The sequence below is a fragment of the Thermotomaculum hydrothermale genome (genome assembly GCF_016592575.1).
Taxonomy (GTDB): Bacteria; Acidobacteriota; Holophagae; order Thermotomaculales; family Thermotomaculaceae; genus Thermotomaculum; species Thermotomaculum hydrothermale.
The window spans coordinates 162,814-183,706 of record NZ_AP017470.1 but is presented as its reverse complement, the minus strand read 5'-3'; the positions used below and the strand labels follow the sequence as shown (position 1 = coordinate 183,706).

The 20,893-nt window shown below is 32.5% G+C and carries 13 protein-coding genes; 2 read left to right on the top strand and 11 right to left on the bottom strand.

Translation table 11 applies throughout. The features are described 5' to 3' along the window. Window positions 1-65: 65 nt before the first annotated feature. From cas3 to TTHT_RS00795, 11 genes are all read right to left on the bottom strand, one after another. Window positions 66-2,402: a CRISPR-associated helicase Cas3' gene (cas3, locus tag TTHT_RS00845; RefSeq protein ID WP_201328148.1), complete on the bottom strand. Its 2,337-nt coding sequence runs from the start codon at window positions 2,400-2,402 to the stop codon at window positions 66-68. Next, complete coding sequence (gene cas5b / locus TTHT_RS00840) at window positions 2,390-3,151, bottom strand: type I-B CRISPR-associated protein Cas5b (RefSeq protein WP_201328147.1); 762 nt, start codon at window positions 3,149-3,151, stop codon at window positions 2,390-2,392. The genes cas3 and cas5b overlap by 13 nt, the downstream gene beginning before the upstream one ends. Beyond that, a complete protein-coding gene (gene cas7b / locus TTHT_RS00835) occupies window positions 3,151-4,191 on the bottom strand; it encodes a type I-B CRISPR-associated protein Cas7/Csh2 (protein ID WP_201328146.1) in 1,041 nt (346 codons plus the stop codon). The genes cas5b and cas7b overlap by 1 nt, the downstream gene beginning before the upstream one ends. After that, window positions 4,188-6,068 (bottom strand): TIGR02556 family CRISPR-associated protein, encoded by a 1,881-nt coding sequence (locus tag TTHT_RS00830; protein WP_201328145.1) that lies wholly within the window; start codon window positions 6,066-6,068, stop codon window positions 4,188-4,190. The genes cas7b and TTHT_RS00830 overlap by 4 nt, the downstream gene beginning before the upstream one ends. 19 nt (window positions 6,069-6,087) lie before the next feature. Further along, the gene (locus TTHT_RS00825; RefSeq protein WP_201328144.1) at window positions 6,088-6,261 is read right to left on the bottom strand and encodes a TM1802 family CRISPR-associated protein; all 174 of its coding nucleotides are present in this window, start codon (window positions 6,259-6,261) and stop codon (window positions 6,088-6,090) included. Beyond that, the gene (cas6, locus tag TTHT_RS00820) at window positions 6,242-7,000 is read right to left on the bottom strand and encodes a CRISPR-associated endoribonuclease Cas6 (protein ID WP_201328143.1); all 759 of its coding nucleotides are present in this window, start codon (window positions 6,998-7,000) and stop codon (window positions 6,242-6,244) included. The genes TTHT_RS00825 and cas6 overlap by 20 nt, the downstream gene beginning before the upstream one ends. A 184-nt stretch (window positions 7,001-7,184) precedes the next feature. Further along, window positions 7,185-8,444, bottom strand: a complete 1,260-nt coding sequence (locus TTHT_RS00815; protein ID WP_201328142.1) for a Glu/Leu/Phe/Val family dehydrogenase — start codon at window positions 8,442-8,444, stop codon at window positions 7,185-7,187. Window positions 8,445-8,626: 182 nt separating this feature from the next. Continuing rightward, window positions 8,627-9,205, bottom strand: coding sequence for a hypothetical protein (locus TTHT_RS00810; RefSeq protein WP_201328141.1), 579 nt, complete (start codon window positions 9,203-9,205; stop codon window positions 8,627-8,629). A 120-nt stretch (window positions 9,206-9,325) separates the two neighbouring features. Continuing rightward, window positions 9,326-10,252, bottom strand: coding sequence for a DUF4340 domain-containing protein (locus TTHT_RS00805; RefSeq protein WP_201328140.1), 927 nt, complete (start codon window positions 10,250-10,252; stop codon window positions 9,326-9,328). 10 nt (window positions 10,253-10,262) lie between these two features. Further along, a complete protein-coding gene (locus TTHT_RS00800; protein WP_201328139.1) occupies window positions 10,263-13,115 on the bottom strand; it encodes a Gldg family protein in 2,853 nt (950 codons plus the stop codon). Between the two features lie 4 nt (window positions 13,116-13,119). Further along, entirely contained in the window at window positions 13,120-14,040 is a 921-nt protein-coding gene (locus tag TTHT_RS00795; RefSeq protein ID WP_201328138.1) for an ABC transporter ATP-binding protein, read from the bottom strand. Between the two features lie 216 nt (window positions 14,041-14,256). Here TTHT_RS00795 and TTHT_RS00790 point away from each other — a divergent pair, with 216 nt between their 5' ends. After that, window positions 14,257-15,882 (top strand): aspartate:alanine exchanger family transporter, encoded by a 1,626-nt coding sequence (locus TTHT_RS00790; RefSeq protein WP_201328137.1) that lies wholly within the window; start codon window positions 14,257-14,259, stop codon window positions 15,880-15,882. A 53-nt stretch (window positions 15,883-15,935) separates the two neighbouring features. Beyond that, window positions 15,936-20,822 carry a putative glycoside hydrolase gene (locus tag TTHT_RS00785; RefSeq protein ID WP_201328136.1) on the top strand — a complete coding sequence of 1,629 codons (4,887 nt, stop codon included), beginning with the start codon at window positions 15,936-15,938 and terminating at the stop codon, window positions 20,820-20,822. Window positions 20,823-20,893 lie beyond the last annotated feature (71 nt).

The window sequence follows — 20,893 nt, the reverse complement described above, 5'->3', positions numbered from 1 at the left end:
ACATATATTAAAGGCATTAAAAATTGAAGGAGGAACTATTTTGTTCATTTTTCAATACAAAAAAATTACCATATTAACACATCTTCTTCTTTAGTTCTTTTAAATCCATATCCATCCTTATCATAATAATCTTCTAAATTTTCAAGTGGAATTTTTGGAAAAATTTCAATATTAATTGCATATTTTAAAAAATCCTTAGGGACAGAAATTATATACTTCTTAAATTTTACTTTTAATTTATGGTAATTTTCAAGTCGTTTAATAAAGTCTTTTTCTTCTATGATTTCTTTTTCAAATTTTTCATATATTCTTTTGGCAGTGTTGTTAATTTCAATAAACAAATCCTGATATATTGGAAGTTCTTCTATAACTTTAAAATCATTTGCTATGCAGTTATTTTCTCCATAAAATTTTAACTTTTCAATACCCTTTAAAACTCTGTCAGATTTTTCAAAACTTTCATTTTTTTGTATTCCTGAGAAATATTTATTTATTAAATTTATATAATTATCTTCTGTATATTCATTTCGCAAAATTTTACCACTCAAACTTAAAGTTGTGCTTCCATATATCATTTTTGAAAATTCCCTATTCATATTTAGATCATAAAGTCTATGTATTTCCACATCTCCAAGCTCTATTTTATTATTCCTATTACATCTTCCAGCTACTTGAATTATGGAATCTAAAGGGGCCATATCTCTATAAACTTTTTGAAAATCAAGATCAACTCCTGCTTCTATAACCTGTGTTGAAACAACAATTAATTTTTCATTTCGTTTTAGCATATTAGAAATTTTTTTTATTCTTACTTTTCTTTGTAAAGGGATTATGTTTGTGGAAAGGTAACAAATTATATAATTTTTTTTGTTTAAATTTTTAATTTTTTCAAAAAATTCAATTGATGATTTTATTGTGTTAAAAACAACAAGATATGAATTAATGGTATTATCCAAATTTTTTAAAAAGTAATCTGTAAATTCATCTATTGTTTTAGTTTCTTCTATTTTTGGAATTAATTTAGTTCTTTTTAATACTGGTGATTTAAAATATTCATCTTGATTTTCCACCATTTCTATATACTCATCTATAATTAAAGGTTTTGTAGCTGTCGAAAAAATTATTTTACAGCCTAAAAGCTCTGATAACTTTTTTAAGACTATTCCTATTGCCTTCCAATATCCAATATCAACAGCCTGAACTTCATCTAAAATAATTATTGAACCTGCAATATTATGAAATTTTTTTAAAAAAGAATTTTTAAACGCAATTACAGAATGCAAAAATTGAACAAATGTTGTTAATATAATCTCACTATCCCAGCTTTCAGTTAAAAGCAGCGATTCGCTTACTGGCTTTTCTTCTCTTTCGCCTTTATATTTTGTATCTGCTAAATGGTGATGTTGTAATAAATAAACATTCTGATTATTTAAATATTCTTTTCTCAAAGTTCTTGTTAATATTTCGTCGTAAAATTTATATGTCTGGTCTATAATAGAGACAAATGGCAGACTATAAATGATTCTTGGTTTTTGTTTTAATTTATCTCTATAATTTAACGCTACCTCTAAATTTAAAAATGTTTTTCCAAGACCAGTAGGGGCGGTTATTGTTGAGATATTTGGAATCTCTTTAAGGTTTTCTATTTTTCTCTTTATTTCATAATAAAGCTTATTTCTCAGTTTATCAATTCTTTTTTCTGGATTGTCCCAATTTTTTATCTTTCTGTATCTTTCTAAAATATCTTTTGGAATACTTTTTCTTTTAAATTCATCAACTTTTGCAGCAGATTTTTTATCACTATCTATAAGAAGAGAATAAAGATATAAAATAGTAAAATAAACTTCTATCCTTGTTTCTTGATTTTCACACTCAAAAAGTTTAAAGCTTAAATCTTGTAATGTTTTAAAAACATTTTCATATTCATTTAAAAATTCTTCAATACTAAAACCATACTCTTTTTCTATAATTTTTTGATTCTTTCTTATATCCTTTATCTGCTCTTTAAAAATTTGAAAATTTTCAACATTTTTTCCTTCATTTAAATCATCTTCAAAATTCCTTAAATCTCCGTGGTGATGTTTTATTACAAAGTAGGCTATTAATGGTATATAATCTTTATTTTTACAAAGCCAAGCACCAAAAAGAGCAGATATAAATCCGTGAAAATGTCTATTTTTTTTATCTCGAATTTTTTTTATAATATAGTTTTGAAAAAAAGTTGTATATTTCCCAAAATCGTGAGCTACGCACACATTTTCGATAATTTTTTGATTTATCTGAAGCTTTACAAAATCTTTTTGACTTTTGTATATCTTTTTCGCTCTCGCGGAAACATCTCTTAAATGATCTTTCAGTTTAACAAGTGGATCTCTATGTGAATAAAACACTATTCTATCCATATAATATTCTCTCCATTTATAGATATAGCTTCATTTAGGTTTTTGATTGGAATTTCTTTTGCATTTTTTTCATAAATAAATTTTTTGACGGCAGATATTTTTCTAAATCCGTTTTCAATTTCAAAATTAAATGGCATTTTTTCAACTATCAATGACAGGTTTTCTTTAAACTCAATATCTGGGAAAATCTTTTCTGGTATTACTGATTTTATTCCCTTGTTTTCAATTGGTTTTTCGATATGAAATTCTCCTATATAATCAACATCTGCAAGAAGCTCTGTAATTCCAAGATAAATTGGATAATAAGTTTTATTTTCTTCTAATTTGGTTTTTAACTTCTTATATATTTCATTTTTGCTTGTAAAATATATTCTGTATTTTATCAAATCATCTTCTGGGAGTACAAATTCAATTGAAACAGGATAAGTATTTATTTTTCCTTCAAGATATGATTGAACAGCATTATTAAACGATTTAAAATTATCCTCATCTGGTTTTGTCCTTACATAATTTATTGATTGAATATATTTCTTAATAGGATTTAGAATGGAAACTGAAACATTGCAATTTTCTGGAGACAACTTTTCATAGTAGCTATCCCTTTCAAAACCTAAAATAGAAGCAATAATTCCAACAATTACAGTTCTTGGTGGAAATCCATAACTTATTGATGAAGAGTTTGTATAATATGCCCTGAAATGTGCAAGCTCACCTGTTATATCAAATACAAGAGCTCTTTTTTGCTCCATTACAATTCCTCAATTTTGTTTTGGAACTCTTTTTTAAGAGTTTCTATTTCTTCTATGCTGACATCATCGCTTTTCTTAAAAACAATTTTTTTGATTTCAAAATTTTTAAACTTTTCTACAAGTTTTCCAATATTTAATTTAAAATCCACAATATCTCTTAACCCTTCTTTTTTGTCTATATCGATATATCTTCTTAAATCTCCTATATATGTTTCTTTGTCGTTAAACTCTACTCTTAAATAAAACAAAGGATGTTGCCCGATTTTTGTTCTTGTATTTGTTTCAGTTATTATTGATTTCCAGATAGCTTCATCTAATAATTTTATATCTTCATTAGTTAGATTTGTTCTTTTTGCACTATTTCCACTGACTCTTCCGTAAAAAGAAATAACCCCATAGTATATTTTCCAGTCTTTTCCAATTGCCCCACCTTCTTCCCCTTCACCTTTTATTCTCCCTGCAAAGTGAGAAGTAATGGATGGAGATTCTATAAGTTCTGTTTTGTTAAGCGTATATCCCCAGTTAAATTGAACAGGACCTGTAAAAGTTATTGATGAGCCTCTTTTTGCATCTTTTATGGGAAGAGTAACTCCAAATAATCTTACATCTATAAAATAATTTAAAAAATCATCTATATCAATTAAATCCCAATGATTTTTTTTATTTTTTTTATCATTTTCTTTATCATTTCCTTTTATTAAATTTACAAGTTCATCTCTTGATATTTTATTTTCTTTTGTTAGTTTTTTAAGTTTATCTTTATATTTTTCATCATTAAGTAACAATTCTGCAATAAAATAGGCAAACCTATCAGTAGCATCTACAGTTTTATCATCTACCTTTGAAACAAATATTGGTTTTTCTTTAATGTTTTGGAAAAAGTCTCTTATATATCTTTTTAACCTAACATCGCTTACTAAAACTTTTTCTTTAAGTAAATCCATTCTTGGTTTGTTTTCATTATCAGGATCACCATTTGGATTACACCCTTTACAATCATAAATAAATAAAATTTCACTGTTTAAAACTTCATTGTTCATTTTAGATATCCTCCTTTTTTTTCTTTAGCTTTTTCAATATTTAATTTTGTTTTAAATGAAAATCCAGAAAGGATATAGTAAACATTTTCATAGGGTTTCAGGCCCCAATCTTTTAAATGTTTATCAAAAAGTTCTTTGGCTTTTTCATAAATTATTTCTACATCGGGATAAAGAAGTTTTTCTTGCTGAAGTTTTTGATATACCTCATTAAACAAAATTTGAAGTTTCTCTAAAGACATTCCCTGAAAGTTTATTTTATTTAAAATTGGTTTACTTCCATATTTTGCTTGTTTTGTTCCTATATCCCCGATTAATGTCCCCAACAAAAAAAGAGATATTTGCCTTTCATTAAAGCCTGCTTCTTGAATATATTTTTCAAATTCCTCATTTATTTCTTCAATATGCATTTTTGTACCTCCATTTAAAAGATTTAATTTCCTTAGTAAAAAAATAAGCTGATGAGTTTTTAGAATATATTCATTCATTTCTTTTTCTGTGTTTTCTGAATTTTTTACATTATGATAGCTTTTATTTTTATAGTATTTTGCTTTTAAACCAATCCAAAATTCATGAACTAAAAAAGAAGAATTTATTTTTCTTCCTTCTAAAATAGAAGCAAATAGATTTGTTATTTTGGGAGTATCAATAATCTTATTATCAACCTTAGAAAATCTCAATGGAATAATCCAATATATTTCTGCCATTGAGTTTAACCTAAAAGAGTAAAGATTTGGAAACTTCGTAAATATGTTTTCTTTATATTCTATAAATTTTTCTCTAATTTCATCCAATCTATTTCTTGGAATGTCCTTTACAACGGTAAATATTTTAAACTGCTGGTTATTTTGCTGATAAAAAACATAATTAAGTAAAAAATAAGTTAAATATTTATGTTTTTTATATCTTTCTAATAAATCTTTTAATTTTTCTTTTTCAAAAAAATAAAATGGATTATAAACATTATTTGTTAGTTCTGACCATTCCCTGACTTTTTCCTGATTAAAAGGGATTTTTGCTATAAATTCTGGGATTATTAAAAATGAAACTGCTCCAACTCTTTGATTAAAATTATTTAAAATAAATTTTTCTCCTGAAAAAAGAGACAAATAACAATCTTTGCAAAGAACAAAATTCCCTTCCCATCTGTTCGACAAATTTTGTGAAAAACCAACTTTATCATTTATAAAAAATTTAATAGGAAGTCTCGCAAAATCGTCAAAATATTCATCTGCCTTTTTATTGCAAAAAGAACAGGTTATATGTCCTATTTTCTTTTTATCATCTATAATTTTTTTCTTTAAAAGCTCGTTATAAAAAGTTTTATCAACTAATTTCTCTTCATTAATTAAAATTGTCCAGAAAATAACATCTTCATTTTTCCCAAGTTTATTTTTAATAAATTTTTTAAAATCAGATGAATTTTGACCTTTAAAACCTTCAATTTTAGAAAAATCAAGCAAATAATCTTCATAAAAATTTTCTTTTATTTTTTTCAAAGTAATCAAAAAATTTTCTATTTCTTCTTTCATAGGTTTTTCATTTATTTTTTGATATAAATCATCAAGTTCATTTTCTATTGAAAGCCATATAGAATATTTTTTCCCAGACTCTCCAACAAATCTTTTTAAATCCTTAAATGTTGCAAAAAATTGATTTTGTCTTCCACTTAATTTGAGTTGAACAAATTTGTAAACCTCTTCTTTTCCAGGTCCATAGCTTTCAATTAAATCAATTTCAATTATGTCTTTATTCAAATTAAAATTAATTTTCCCAATTTTATAGATAATATTTTCCTTTCTCTTTGGAATATCCGTGGCAACTTCTGAAACTTGTTTATTTTTATTTAAATTTCCTATTTCTAAAATTCCCTTAATCATTTAAAAATCCTTTGTTTATTTATATTACTAATACTCTAAAACATCTTTGAAATTTAATCAATAATTTTTCATCGGAGATATTTATGACAATTTTAAATACATTTTTGTAATTATTTCCAATTTCTTCAATAAATTCTTCTAAAAAATCTTTTTTTTCTTGAATTAGACCAATTTTATGAATTGCTTCTATCATTTCTCACCTCCTCAATAAAGCCGAAGCCGAGGCTGTTTCTTGTGCCAAGGCCAGTGTCAAAGGCAAGGTTGATTAACGGGGTATCCCCTTCAAGAAAGAAATGGCCCTTCCAGCCAGTTATTGATGTGCCTTTAACATTTATTCTTCTTACTTTGCATTTTGAAAAATTTACAGGTTTGATTGAAATATTGTATGGGCATTCTTTTTCGTTTAATATTTCCCATTTTTTTCTTAAATTTAAATTAATGTATTTTGAAAACTCATTGTCTATCGGGGGATAGTAAATTGTTTTTTTGTTTCCTTCAGGGCTAATAAATGTTGAGTGCACCTCAACCGGGGATAGGGTTCTAACCCTTACCTTCAGCTTTTCTCCATCTATGTTTTTACTTTTTATTGTTTGAAGTTCACATAGCTGTAAAGTGTTATTGCCTAATTGAAATTCATCAGTAAATACTGAGTTTTTTACAATTTGCTCAAGTATCCAATCAATAGGGGATGCAAGGTAAAAGCTTATTTTTGGGGGAAAGATAAAGTTATTTCCTTTCAACTCTCCTTTTTCCATTATTTCCGAGTAAACAAAGAGTTTGAAAAAGCGATTTTTATGCTTGAATCCCTCCTGGTGAAGCCAGTTTGCACTTGCCTTATCAAGCAAATTGTAAATTAAACCCTGTAATTGAGAGAGATAACCCTTACCTAAAATTATCTTTTTTTCTGATTGAAAGCAAAGTTTTAATCTCATAGAACTTTCTCCAACTTTTAATATTTAAATTTTATTAAGGGGAAAAGAAGTAGTCAAATTTTCACAAAACAAAGAGGGATTGAATCTTTGTTATTATTTTTCAATAAGTTAGCGTGCATAAAAAATAGACATAAAAAAAGGGGGCGTTAGCCCCCTGAATAAGTTTATTTTCTGGATTTTTTTCTTATACCCAGCCTCTGAGTTTCATTGCTTCGGCAACTCTTGCTATTGAAACAATGTATGCACCCATTCTGTTGTCAACATTGTACTTTTCAGCAGTTTCAACAACAGCCCAGAATGCATTTTTCATAATCTTTTCAAGTCTTTCTCTTACCTCTTCCTCACTCCAGAAAAAGTTCATGTTGCCCTGTACCTGTTCAAAGTATGAAACAGTAACTCCACCTGCATTGCAGAGGAAGTCAGGGATTACGAATACCCCTTTGTCTCTCAAAATCTTGTCTGCTTCTGGAGTTGTTGGCCCGTTTGCTGCTTCTGCAAGAAGTTTTGCCTTAACTTTGTCTGCGTTTTTCTCTGTAATCTGGCCTTCTAAAGCGGCAGGAACAAGTATATCTACATCAAGTTCAAGAATTGCTTCAGGAGGTGTTAACTGCTCGCAATTAACAACATTGTTGAAGCCTTCAAGTGTTCCGTTTTCAAGAACATAGTCCATTGCTTTAGGAATGTCAAATCCCTCGGGATTGTAGAAAGCACCGCCAATGTCTGCTATTCCAACCACTTTGCAGCCTTCTTCAGCAAGGAATTTTGCAGCATATGAACCAACATTACCAAATCCCTGAATCGCAACTGTTGCACCCTTCAACTCCATTCCAATTTTCTTTGCAGCCTCTCTGATTGTGTAAAGCACTCCCCTTGAGGTTGCATCAACCCTGCCTAATGAACCACCAATTGCAACAGGTTTACCTGTGATTACGCCAGGAGCATAGTATCCTCTAATTTTAGCGTATTCATCAGCCATCCATGCCATAATCTGCGGGTTTGTATAAACATCAGGTGCCGGTACATCAATTTCAGGGCCTATGTATCTTCCTATTGCCTGAATATAATTTCTTGAAAGCTGTTCTAATTCTTTCATTGACATCTCTTTTGGGTCACAAATAACTCCGCCTTTACCACCGCCTAATGGAATGTTTACAACTGCACACTTCCAGGTCATCCATGCAGCTAAAGCCCTTACTGTGTCAATTGTTTCTCCAGGGTGAAACCTGATACCACCTTTGCATGGTCCCCTTGCATCGTTATATTGAACCCTGAAACCCTTGAAAACTTTTAATTTCCCGTCATCCATACGCACAGGGATTGAAACATGGAATTCCCTTCTTGGTTCCCTTAAAATTGCGTGAATATCCTCATCTAAATTCATTATACGCGCCGCCTCATCTAACTGAGCCTGAGCCATTTTAAAAGGGTTTAGTGTTTCAGACATTTTTATATCTCCTCCTCAAAAGAATAAGGCCATTTCCCATGGCGATTAAATTATAACTAAAAAAAATTTTAAAAAAAGGGGAAAAAATAAAAAAATACATCCTAACATTTAACTTTTTACAAAAAAGTTTTAAACAGGATTATTCCAGGTTTTAATTTTTTAAGAAAATCAGATAAAAATCATTACTCAAAATTCAGGTAAACCTCTTCAAGCTCAACATGGGGCATATCTTTCATCTTCAAAAAGACATCTATTACTCCCTGAAAATCTCCCACAATTTCACCTACAGCTTTGTAAACATATGCATGCTCAACTGCATATATTCCCTTCTCTTTTTTTGCCTCTTTGTCAACATCAACTTCTTTCTTAAACTCGTCTAAAACAACACCCTCAGGCAGATTGTGAACTAAGTCTTCAAATTTTTTAGCGTCACTTTTGTGGTAAAAGGTTACCTTAAAATCAAAAGAAGCAGATTTTATAGGCTTTTCGCTTTTAACTTTCATTCCCAATTTATCAAAGGTGTTTTCAAGCGCTTTTTTCAGTTTTTCTGCGAAATCCTTTTCTATGCACAAATGGACAAGGGTTTCAAAACCAAACCACACTTTAAGGCTTTCAACAAGGGTTTCTGTTTTAATTCCTGTTTTTTTACTGAAAAAGTAAACAGGCTTCTCTCCTGTGCCTTCCATAAACCCCATTAAAAAACCTTTAAACAAAATAAAAGGAGATTCTATAACCAATTCAACAAACTTTTTTTCAGCCACTTTAAACCCCCGATAAAAAATATTTTCTAAAAAAAGTATAAATTAGAAAGAAGATTTAGTCAAAAATATTTGCTTAAAAATAAAAGAGGCAGGCCTTTTGCCTGCCAGAAATTTAAAGTATTATTTCTTATTTTTGCTCTCCTTTTTCTCTTTTTTCCTTTTAGCAACTGATTTTTTAAAGTATTTGCTTTCTTTGAAAACTGTGTTAAACAGAGTATCAGTTATTGTAAATGGCATTGGGTATTGAGTTGATTCGCATAAAAAGTCTTTATCCTTCAAACCATAGCATTTTAAGACAATATCTTTGTCAGTGGTTATTGTTATAGTTTTTTCAGGCTTTTCCTTGATTTTACCCTTCATTTCTGGAAATGGCTTAATTGCATTCAATGTTGAAAGGCTTGTTATAACCTCTTTTACCTTATCGCTGTTTGCCTCTTTTCCATCACCGTAATACCACTTATTTTTTTTCTTCTCAAAGTAAAACTTCTCTTTTCCATAATTAAATGCAATTTTGTTAACTTCTTCAGGCTCAAAATTCAAAACCCTTGTGTCAATTATGTCTTCCTTTATCTTTTTCACATAATTTTTAAGATTGCCGTCTATCTGGTAAACATTGGGGTCTTTGCTAAAAAGCACATAGGTTTGAGAATAGGTTGGAGATTCTTTCCCCACCTTTAAATCAAGGATTTTTTTGCCTTTTTCAAGTAAGGTTAAGCTTATTGCCTTTTTGTCAAGGTCATAAATTTCATAGTTGCCGCTTGTTGATACAAGGGCAGTAAATTTAAGGCTTGAACATTTGTCTAAAATATTGTCAACAAAGCCTTTTTTTACAGGGATTCCATCATTTTTTAAATACCACTTATCCCCCTTTTTAACAATGTCAAAGGTATTTTTCTCTGATTTAATTACAATCTCGTCAACCTTTTCTTTTTGTATCTTTGGGCTTTCCGGCAATTTGTAAGATACCTTATCCCTGTTTCTCAAAAAGTAAAGCCCGCCAAAAACAACTATTAAAACAACTATTATTATCAATTCCCTCTTGCTCATAGCCCCTCCGTCACGCAAATATCTCTTTAATCTTTTCCATCTTTTTCCTTCTCAAAAACCAGACAATAAGCCCAAATATAGCAACAAGTATTGCAAGCCCTGCAATGTTAAACCACTTTATAAAAGCCCTCTGTGAAGGAGTTGTCTCTTTTAATGGATTGTAAAACTGCGCCTTGCTTCTCATTTTTGCAAATTCAATCCTTCCGGTTAAATAGTCAAGGCTGTTAAGCATTAACATTGAGTTTGGACCCATACCGTCTCTGTCAATAAAGTTGTTTTTAATAATTGCAGAAGTGCCGAAAACAATCATCTTTGCATTGTCTGTTGAGTCAAGCTTTGCATTTTCGCTTTCAATGTTTTTAACTATTGATTTTTGTTTTTCCTTTTTCTTAACCTTTTCCTTTCCTTCATCAGGTTTTTCAGGGATTGGCTTTCCTTTAAAGAAAGAGGTAAGCTTTCCTGTTAACTGAACAGCAAGGGGCTGTTGTTTAAAATCACTTGCTTTTGCTGGTGGCTGAATAAACATTGGGTTCAATGCTATAAAACCGCTTTGAATCCAGGAATCCTTTGAAGATTTAAAGAGAATTTCAGCCTTTGTATCCTTTGACAATTTCCCCTTTTCAGGCAAAACAGGGGAATTTAGAAGAACGATAAATCCCTTTAAATTTTCAAGGTATGGGAGTTTGTGGTTTATATTTTCGTTTTTAATAACAGGTGCATAGTAAATCTTCTGCTCTCCCCCGCCAAGTGCCTGAGGAAGCTTCTGCTTAAAGCAGTTTTTATCCATTACAATTGATTTTCTAACATCAATTCCATAGTGCAAAAGCAGTTTATCAAGCCCTGTGTCAATTGCTTTAAGCTGAGGGACTCCCATCATATTCCTTGCTTTTTGCTCTGCAAAGTTGTCAACAAGGAACAGTACAGGCTTACCACTCATAATAAACTGGTCTAATTTGTACAATTCATAGTCGCTTAACTTTTCCTTAATTCCTGGGACAATAAGTGCATTAACCTCGTTTAAATTGTCATCTTTAAGGTTCAGAGTTACAACCTTGTAATTTTCACCTAAAAGGTTGAAGAAGTTTGAAGCGACATCACCTTCATTCTGCCCAAAGCCATAGGGGGAAACTGCACCGTTTGAAACAACATAGCCAATTTTTTCGTTCAGGTTTAAAACTGAATCAATTGCCGCAGTTAAGGAATTCTTTAACTCATCCTTATTTGCAAGCTTGTACTGAGGGCCAATAATGGGGATATTTACAACCTTTATTACAGGAACACCCTCTATTTCGTTCTGGTATTGAACTGTCAGGCCTATGAATCCTTCACCCCCTTCAACCTTTCCTTCAGGGCTCATAAAAGGCTTCCACCTTAAGTCCAAAACCCTTCCATTTTTAATAAGTTTCTCATCAACCTTCACTTTTAGCGGGTCAACAGTCTCAAACTCAAGTTTTCCATAATTTTGCTTATTTAATTCACCAACAAGGGAGTCAACTGTACTCTCAAGGCCTGCTAAATCCCCCAACCCCATGTACTTTCCAATCCTTTCAAGGGATTTTGAGAGGTATAAGGTAACCTTAATATTGCCTTTTAGAGAGAGAAACCTGTTTATCTTATTGTTAATTTTTACAATCTTTGAGGTAATTCTGTATTCAATCCCGTTTGGAGAGGTAATTGCAGGGATTTTTTCAACAAGGTCTCCGCAAATAATTACAAGCCCCATATACGCCTTCTGGAATTTAACCTCATCGTGCTCAACAACCTGAATTTGAACAGGGGATATGCCATAGTTTTGAGCCAATTCCTCGTTCTGCTTTAGTTTTTCAGTAACCTCACCCTCTTTTGATGACAAATCGTAAAATTGATAGTTAAACTTATCCCCACCGTAAATTGAATACTCTTCAAGCAAATCTTTCAAATACTGCTCAATCCCGTTGTAGGGAGCAGGAAGGTTTTTTGAAAAGAAAACCTTAACAGTCATTGGCTCAACAAGTTGTTTTACGCTATCCTTTGAAACCTTTGAAAGTGAGTAAATCTTATTCTGAGTTAAATCAAACCTGAATGTTGATGAAGCGTTTTCAGCAATGTTTAAAACAATAAGCAAAACAAGGTAAAGGGCAATCCTTGCAGTTGACGAAGCAAGGATTTTTTTCTCCTTTTTAACATCCTTTTCCCTTAACACCTCAATTGTCGCCACAATAAATATAACCACAAGAGAAAGAAAATAAACAATATCCCTTGAATCAACAATTCCCTTTGCAAAGTTGTCAAAGTGATAACTTACGCTTAAAACCCTGAAAAATGTAACAAGTGATTCAGGCAATACGACTAAAAATGCTTTTAGCAAAACAAGAAAGTTGCTTATTAGAGTTGCAATAATAAAAGATACAACCTGATTCTTTGTAATTGATGATGCAAAAATACCAATTGCAATAAAGGATGTAACAAGTAAAATTGAACCTAAATAACCGCCAAAAACAGCGCCCCCGTCAAGGTCTCCTATCCTTGAAACAAAAATAACATAACTCAATGTTGGAAGAAGCATAACAATGGAAAAGAAAAACGCCCCTAAAAACTTGCCGAAAACAATTTCAAAATCGTTAAATGGAAGAGTTTTTAAGGTTTCAATTGTGCCTTGAGCCTTTTCCTCTGCAAAAAGCCTCATTGTAATTGCAGGAATAATAAATGCAAGCACATAGGGGAAAAGGTCAAACAATTTCCTTAAAGAAGCCTGATTGTATATAAAAAATGTGGAGAAGAAAAACCAGCCAACAACAACCAAAAACACGCCAATTACAATGTATGCAACGGGAGATACAAAGTAATTTTTAAACTCTCTTTTAGCAATTGTCCACACCTTCATAGCCCTACTCCCTCGTCAGTTTTTTGAAGATTTCTTCAAGTGTCTCAGAGGCCCTTGCCATCTCAAGCAATCCCCAGTCTTTTGACTTTATAAGCGAGTAAACCTCTCTTCTGAAATCCTCTTTCCCCTCAAGTGTCAGTTTCAATGAACCGTTTTCAGAGTTAACCTTAACATCTTCAACACCGTTAACCACTTTCAACTCATTAACTGCAGTATTACTATCAACATTTTCAAGTTCAAGGTTAACGATAAATTTGTCTCTTCCCCTTTTCAATTCCTCTGTTTTCCCGTCTGCAACAATCTTTCCCTTACTTATAATTACAAGCCTGTCGCAGGTTGCTTCAGCCTCGCTTAAAATGTGTGTTGAAAACAAAACAGTCTTTTCCTTCCCTATCTCTTTTATTATCTCTCTAATCTCAACAATCTGGTTAGGGTCAAGCCCGCTTGTTGGTTCGTCTAAAACAAGAATATCAGGGTCTCCAAGCATAGCGGCGGCAAGCCCAACCCTCTGCTTATAACCCTTTGACAATTCATTAACAGGCTTGTGCATAACATCCTTAATCTGGCAAACATCAGCAACCCTCTTTAACTCGGCAAGCCTCTTTTCTTCCTCAATCCCCTTTGAATCAGCAACAAAGTTTAAATAATCGTAAACAAGCATCTCGCCGTAAAGGGGAGTTGTCTCAGGAAGGTAACCAATTGTCTTTTTAATCTCCCTTAAATCCTTGTAAATATCGTAATCTTTAATCTTTACACTTCCCCCTGAAGGAAGAAGATAGCCTGTTAAAATCCTTAAAGTGGTTGTTTTACCCGCACCATTAGGGCCTAAAAGCCCGACAATTTCCCCCTTTTTCACCTCAAAAGAAATGTTATCAACTGCAAGGAAATCGCCGTAATACTTGGTTAATCCCTCAACCTTAATCATAGCCACCTCTTTTAAAGAGATTTATTTAAATCAAATTTTTGTCAAGAAACCATAGAATATTTTAATACAAAGAATAAAAATTTCACCCTCAAATTAGCACTCAAAAAGACCAAGTGCCAGGAATTTTGACGAAAAAAAGTTAAAAAAGGTTTTAGGTTTTGGGTACTGGGTTTTGGGAGTTAGGTTTGGAATAAAAATTTAGAATTTTTCTTTCAATTGAGGGTTGAGAAAAAAAGATTTTGTGATAAATTTTACAATGTTATGAATATGGTGCTTGATTTTTTAGGGAAAAACCAGGTGTTTACACTTTTTTTAATTATCTCTATCGGGTATTTAATCGGCAGAATAAAAATAAAAGGCTTTTCCCTTGAATCCTCTGCAATTTTGTTTGTGGCAATACTTGCAGGGCATTTAGGGTTAGATGCCCCTGTTTCCTTTAAAACGGTGGGGCTTTTGTTTTTTGTTTATTCAATAGGTTTACAGGCTGGCCCAAAGTTTTTTTCATTCTTTAAAAGAGACGGCTTTGCATTAAATATGCTTGCATTTGCAATAGTTTCAATCGGGGCAATTGTTACAGCAATAATTATATATTTTTTCAATGTAAAACCTGAAATTGCAATTGGGCTTTTTGCAGGTGCATTAACCTCAACCCCGGGGCTTGCCGCTGCACAGGAGGCAACAAATTCCCCCCTTACCTCAACAGGTTACGGAATTGCCTATCCATTTGGAGTTATTGGAGTAATTGTATTTGTTAAACTCCTTCCTTTTTTTATTAAAAAGGGGGAAGAAAACAAACAGGAGAATGAGAAAGAGAAGATTGGTTTTATCCATAATGAAGTTAAAAATCCTGCCATTTTTGGCAAAAGTTTAAGGGAACTAAAATTCAGGACTGTTACAGGGTGCGTTGTTTCAAGGGTAATGAGAGGGGATAAAATTTTTGTTCCCAAACCTGAAACAAAATTGCTTAAAGGGGACATTGTAAGAGTTGTTGGAACACCTGAAAACCTTGAAAATGCAACAAACCTTTTAGGGGGCAAAACAGACAGGGAAATACCTTCAAGAAGCCTAACAGTTAAAAAATTTGTAGTAACAAACAGGGAAATTATTGGAAAAACTGTCAGGGATATAGCATTAAACTCATACTTTAATGCAACAATTACAAGGATAAGGAGAAGCGGGATTGAATTTCCTGCAATGCTTGACAGAAAGTTTGAGTGGGGAGACAGGGTTACTGTTGTTGGAGAAGAATCTGTTATGAATGAGATTAAAAACATTTTTGGAGACGATTTAAAGGCGCTTGAAGAGGGAAATATTTACGCTGTAATTTTAGGAATGGTTATAGGGATTTTGATAGGGATGATACCTGTTTCATTTGGAAAAGTTATCTCTCTAAAAATGGGAATGACCGGGGGAATTCTATTTTCAGGGCTTGTTTTAAGCAATTTAGGAAAAACAGGGCCAATTATATGGCGTGCCCCCGGGGCAATAGTAAACTTTGTAAGGGAGTTGGGGCTTGTTTTTTTCCTTGCAGTTGTTGGGGTAAAGGCTGGAAGCACCTTTGCGCAGATTATCCACACAAGCGGATTTTCCCTTTTTCTTTACGGTGCATTGATTACCCTTTTGCCAATGGTTGTTGTTTTAATAATCAACCTGATTTTCCTGAAATACGGCTATTTAAGGCTTAGCGGGATTATTACAGGTGGGATGACATCAACCCCGGGGCTTGCTGCTGCCACCTCTCTTTCAGATTCAGACACCCCAATGATAACCTATGCCGCTGTTTACCCTGTTGCTATGATCTCAATGATGCTCTGGGCTAAAATCCTTGCTGCAATGTTTTAAAAAATTTCTTGCAAATTCACTATAATTGCTTAAATTTAAAAAGAAGAAAAATCATGAAAAAGATTGCTTTTTTTCTCTTAATCTTTACATCCTGCCTTGCATTTTCTATTGAAGAATTTGGTGTGTACTTTCCCTCGCACATTGGCAATTCAAACATTGAACAGACAATAGTAAAAATAAAAGAAATGGGATTTAATGCAATTATCCTTCCTGCAACAGACGAGTTTGTGGAGGATGGTAAAAGTGTGGCATTTTTCCCAAATTCAGTTTTACCCCTTGCAGAGGGGGTTGAAGAGAATTACTTTGAAAATGTTATAAAAATTGCCCATCAGAAAGGATTAAAGGTATATGCCTGGATAAATATGCCGAATGAATACTTTTTATCACTTCACCCGGATTGGATTTCAATTCTCTCAAACGGCAAACCGTCAGATTACTATAACAGCAATGATTATTTTCAGAGAATTATTCCCCCTGCAAGGGTTATAAAGGAAGATGAATACAAGAATTTACTCGCCAGTTTAATTGACCAGTTGGTTAGTTACAACATTGACGGTATTGATTTAAACGACAACTTTCAATGGGCTGAATACTATATTGAAAATCAGGATTTAACCTTATATTCAAGTTTTGATAACTTTTCAGTTGAAGCATTTGAAAGTGATACTGGAATCAATGTTGAGGGAAATTCCCCTGAAGAAAAGGCAGATTATATCTTCAACAATGAAGAGATTTATAATAGTTGGCTTGAATGGAGGGCAAATCAGGTTAACCGATTGCTTGAATTTATAAAAAATAGAATAGTAAAAAGTGGCAAAAGCATACCATTCAGGCCTCATTTACTTGCAGACAAGTGGGCATTAGAAGATTATGGAATAGATTACCAAGAAGCCTGCAAAATTGCAGATATACCTTACACAATGATTTTAGTTGATTCAAATGAACACAATTTAGAAAAGTATAATGAATTAATTTTTTTGATTAAACAGGTAAGCGCAAAAAAGATTGCCTGCTCAACCTATCTTTACGACATTGAATCAAACAGTAATGAAGAGTTGCTGAAGCGAATTTTACTCTTTGATTCCCTCAACATAAACTCTCTAAACCTGTTCAACTTAAATGAGATTGAGGAGAAAAATCTATTTAACACAGTTAAATACGCAATTAGCAGGGCTAACACACTTTCAAAAAATAAAACATTGTCATCAAGGATGGGAGTGCACATTGTCGGATTGGAGGGGGAAGATTCACAAACAATTGACAACACATTGAAAAAAGCAAGTTTAAGCGGGGCAAAATGGGTAAGGATTGGCGCAATATGGGATATGCTAAACCCTGAAAAAGATAAATTTAACTTTGAAAATGAAGATTTGCTAATCAACACTTTAAAAAAGTATAACTTAAATCCATTGATTGCTGTTGCGTGGTGTCCAAAATGGGTTAGCTCAAATCCAAATGCACCTGACTATTACTTTTATGCACCAACCGACGAAAAAATAGGGGATTACCAATCCCCATTCAGTGAGGGAAGCGGTTACGATTACCTTTACCTTTTTGCAAAAACCCTTGCGGAAAGGTACAAGGACAGCGTTTTTTACTATGAGTTGTGGAATGAAGAAGACACAGATTTTTTAAAAAGTGTTAATTCAAGCGACACATCAGCGGAATATGCAAAAATGCTATTCTATTTTTACCACGGGATAAAAGACGGAAACCCAGATGCAAAGGTTTTAATAGGGGGACTGGCACAGGATATAAATTCTATAAATTCACACCCGAATTACCTTGAAAAATTGTTAAGAAACACCAATTACCCTGCTTTCAACAACTTTGACATTCTAAACATACACACAAATTACAAAACCCCATCTCAAATTGTCAATCAAATTGAGATGAATAAAAATATTTTAAAAGATTACGGCAACAAACCTTTGTGGATTACTGAAACCTGCTATTCTTCTGAAAAAATCTGGCAAAATGGGGAGTTTAAACAGGGGGAAGAGGGATTAGTCAATTACTTAAAAAAAACTATCCCTCTGGAGTTGGGATTAACAGACGGAGTTGTATTCTGGACACCGTTTGCAGACTATCCAGAAAACATTGAAAATTGCCCGGAAAAGTACAGCGGAATTGTTTATAAAAACTTAAAAGAAAAAAACCTATTTTACCTTTTTAAAAATATTGCGAATTCAAAGCCTCATACCTTTGTTATCCCCCACATTGCAGAGAAAAACTGGCACACAACAGCAAAAATATTCAACGAATCAGGGAAAGAATGCTATTTAACATTAAAAAAGTATGAAAGTGGGAAATTAAAAATTGAAAAACCAATTTTAATAAACCCTCTTGAAGCAATAACATTAACAAACAATGAGTTTGGAAAAAACGGCTTTGTTCTGGTTAATTCATTCTCAAATTCAATTCACATCAATCTATCCTTCAGATACAAAGACACAAAGTCTGTTTCAAGTTTTAACCTGAATGAAAAAAGCAATAGCAAATGGATTATCCCTGTAAAACAACCTGACTGGTTTGACTGGTCAGGCATTGCTATTGCCAATCACTTAAACGAAAAAATAAACTTGAATATAACCGCTTACAAAAACGGAGAAAAAATAAGCGAATTCAACACAACACTTAACCCTTACTCAAAATTTGTATCAACGCTAAAAAACATATTTTTAAATGATACAATCCCTGATTTTTTAATTGTCTCCTCAAACAGAGAAATCTATTCCCCAATATTTATTTCAGGTAACAACAGCCAGACAAGGCATTTATTCCTTAAAGGCCAATTAATGGCAAGTGGCACATTTTATCTAAACCACATAGCAGAGGAAAACTGGGAAACTTCAGTTGAACTAATAAATCCATCAAACTATGAAACAAAAATAATCCTAACTGGCAAGAGAGAATCAAAAACAATTACAATTCCCCCATACTCAAAAATAGCACTAAAAAGCGGAAGCGAGTTAGACTTCTCAAGCCTGTACAAAATTGAAAGCAACAATGCCATTATGTTAACACTTTATTACAGATTCAAAGGGAGACAGTCAATCTGCGCTTTCCCGATAAAACCGGACAATCTTTCAAAACACTTTTTAATTAACAATAAATTTGAAAACTGGTTTGACTGGTCAGGATTGGCAATTGCAAACTTTAACAGTTTCCCGGTAAAAATATATTTAAGCGCTTATAAAGGGAAAGAAAAGGTTGGAGACAACTTATTTGAATTAAACCAATTCAGCAAAAATGTTAAGCTTGTATCAAACTTTATACAAGGGTTAACCCCTGAAAACTTTGACAAAATTGAGTTAAAAAGCAATTACCCGATTCCAGCGCCAATAATTATCTCAGGGAACAATGAACAGGACAGGCACACATTTTTTAACGGAGAAAAGTTAAAATCAAAAAGATTTCCTCAAATTGCAAACTATTTTTTAGGGGATGTTAATGAAAGTGACATAACACCCCTTTCGCAGATGGATTTAATTGTGCTTGATATGGAAACGGGAAATGCAAAACAGGATATTTTAAAAAGCATAAAAAAGATAAACCCTGAAATAAAAATCCTTGGCTATATGACAGCGGAAGAGATTGAAACAGACTCGCCTCTTTACGATGAGAATTCATTAAGGTATAAACTATGGCAAAACATTAAAGACAGTTGGTGGCTAAAAAACTGTAACGGGGAACACATTGTTTTCTGGGAAGATACCTGGATGCTAAACTGCTCATCCCTTTGCCCTGAAGTCAATGGGAAAAAGTGGAACACAACCTTTGCTGAATTTATAGTGAACAATGTTTTATCCTGCAAACTGTGGGATGGATTTTATGTTGACAATTGCTGGGACAACATTTCCTGGATTGATGAGTGCATTGACATTAACGGAGATTCAATAGGAGACAACACCGAACTAATTGACAATTCCTGGAAAGACGGAATGGATGAAATGCTTGCCAGGTTTAACTCATTAACATCAAACTCACTATTTATGGGGAATGGCGGCTATGCTTTTTACAAATACTTAAACGGTGCTTTAATTGAAGAGTTTACTGAGTGGGACAACTGGTATAACGAGGTAAACACTTACAGAAAACTATGCAACTTAATGAAAAAGCCTGTATTAAATACAATTAACGCCTGCGGGGGAGAAAATGACTTAAAAAAAATGAGGTTCGGGCTTGCAAGTGCTTTAATTTCAGATGGATATTACTCCTACGACGCAGGCTCACAAACCCACTCTGAACACTGGATTTACCCTGAATACCTTATTGACCTTGGAGTACCTTTAGATGATGGGGAGATTGTGATTGAAAACCCTGTTTTAACAAACGACTTTGAAAACAACAGCTGGGAAACAAATGAATTTGGCGAGATAACAGAAAACGGAATTGATGGAAAATCAATACTGGCAGACAGCACAAACTCAACCGATGAGTGGAACGAATTTTTATTCTCTCCGTCAAACTCTCTTACCCCTGAAAATGAGATAATTGTTAAGTTTGATTACAAAATACTTGAAAAACAAGAAAACACAGAGTTTTACTTTGTCATTCGCTCAAAAAGCCAGAGTGAAAACTATGACTTAAACATAGACAAATACTTCGGGAAAAACTCTCCAATCTTAAAAACATCCACATTTAAAACATCCTGTAAACTTAAAAATGCAAACGATTATCAAATTGTATTTGGAATAAAGAACAGGGGGAAAACACTTATTGACAACATAAAGGTTTATTCAGACACAAACACAATGTACTCAATAAGGTACTTTGAAAACGGAGTTGCAATATGCAACAACTCTCAAAAAACATTAAATTTACCTTTAAACGGGATGTACAAAACAATTGATTCACTAACAAACCAAAAAGGGAAAGCAAATTCAACAGTATCAATCCCCCCAAAAGAGGGAATAATCCTCCTAAAAGCACCTTGAAAATGATTTTAGAGAGGGAAAAGCATGCTATAAAAAAATTTTCATTAAAATGCTTGACAAATGAAAGCCAA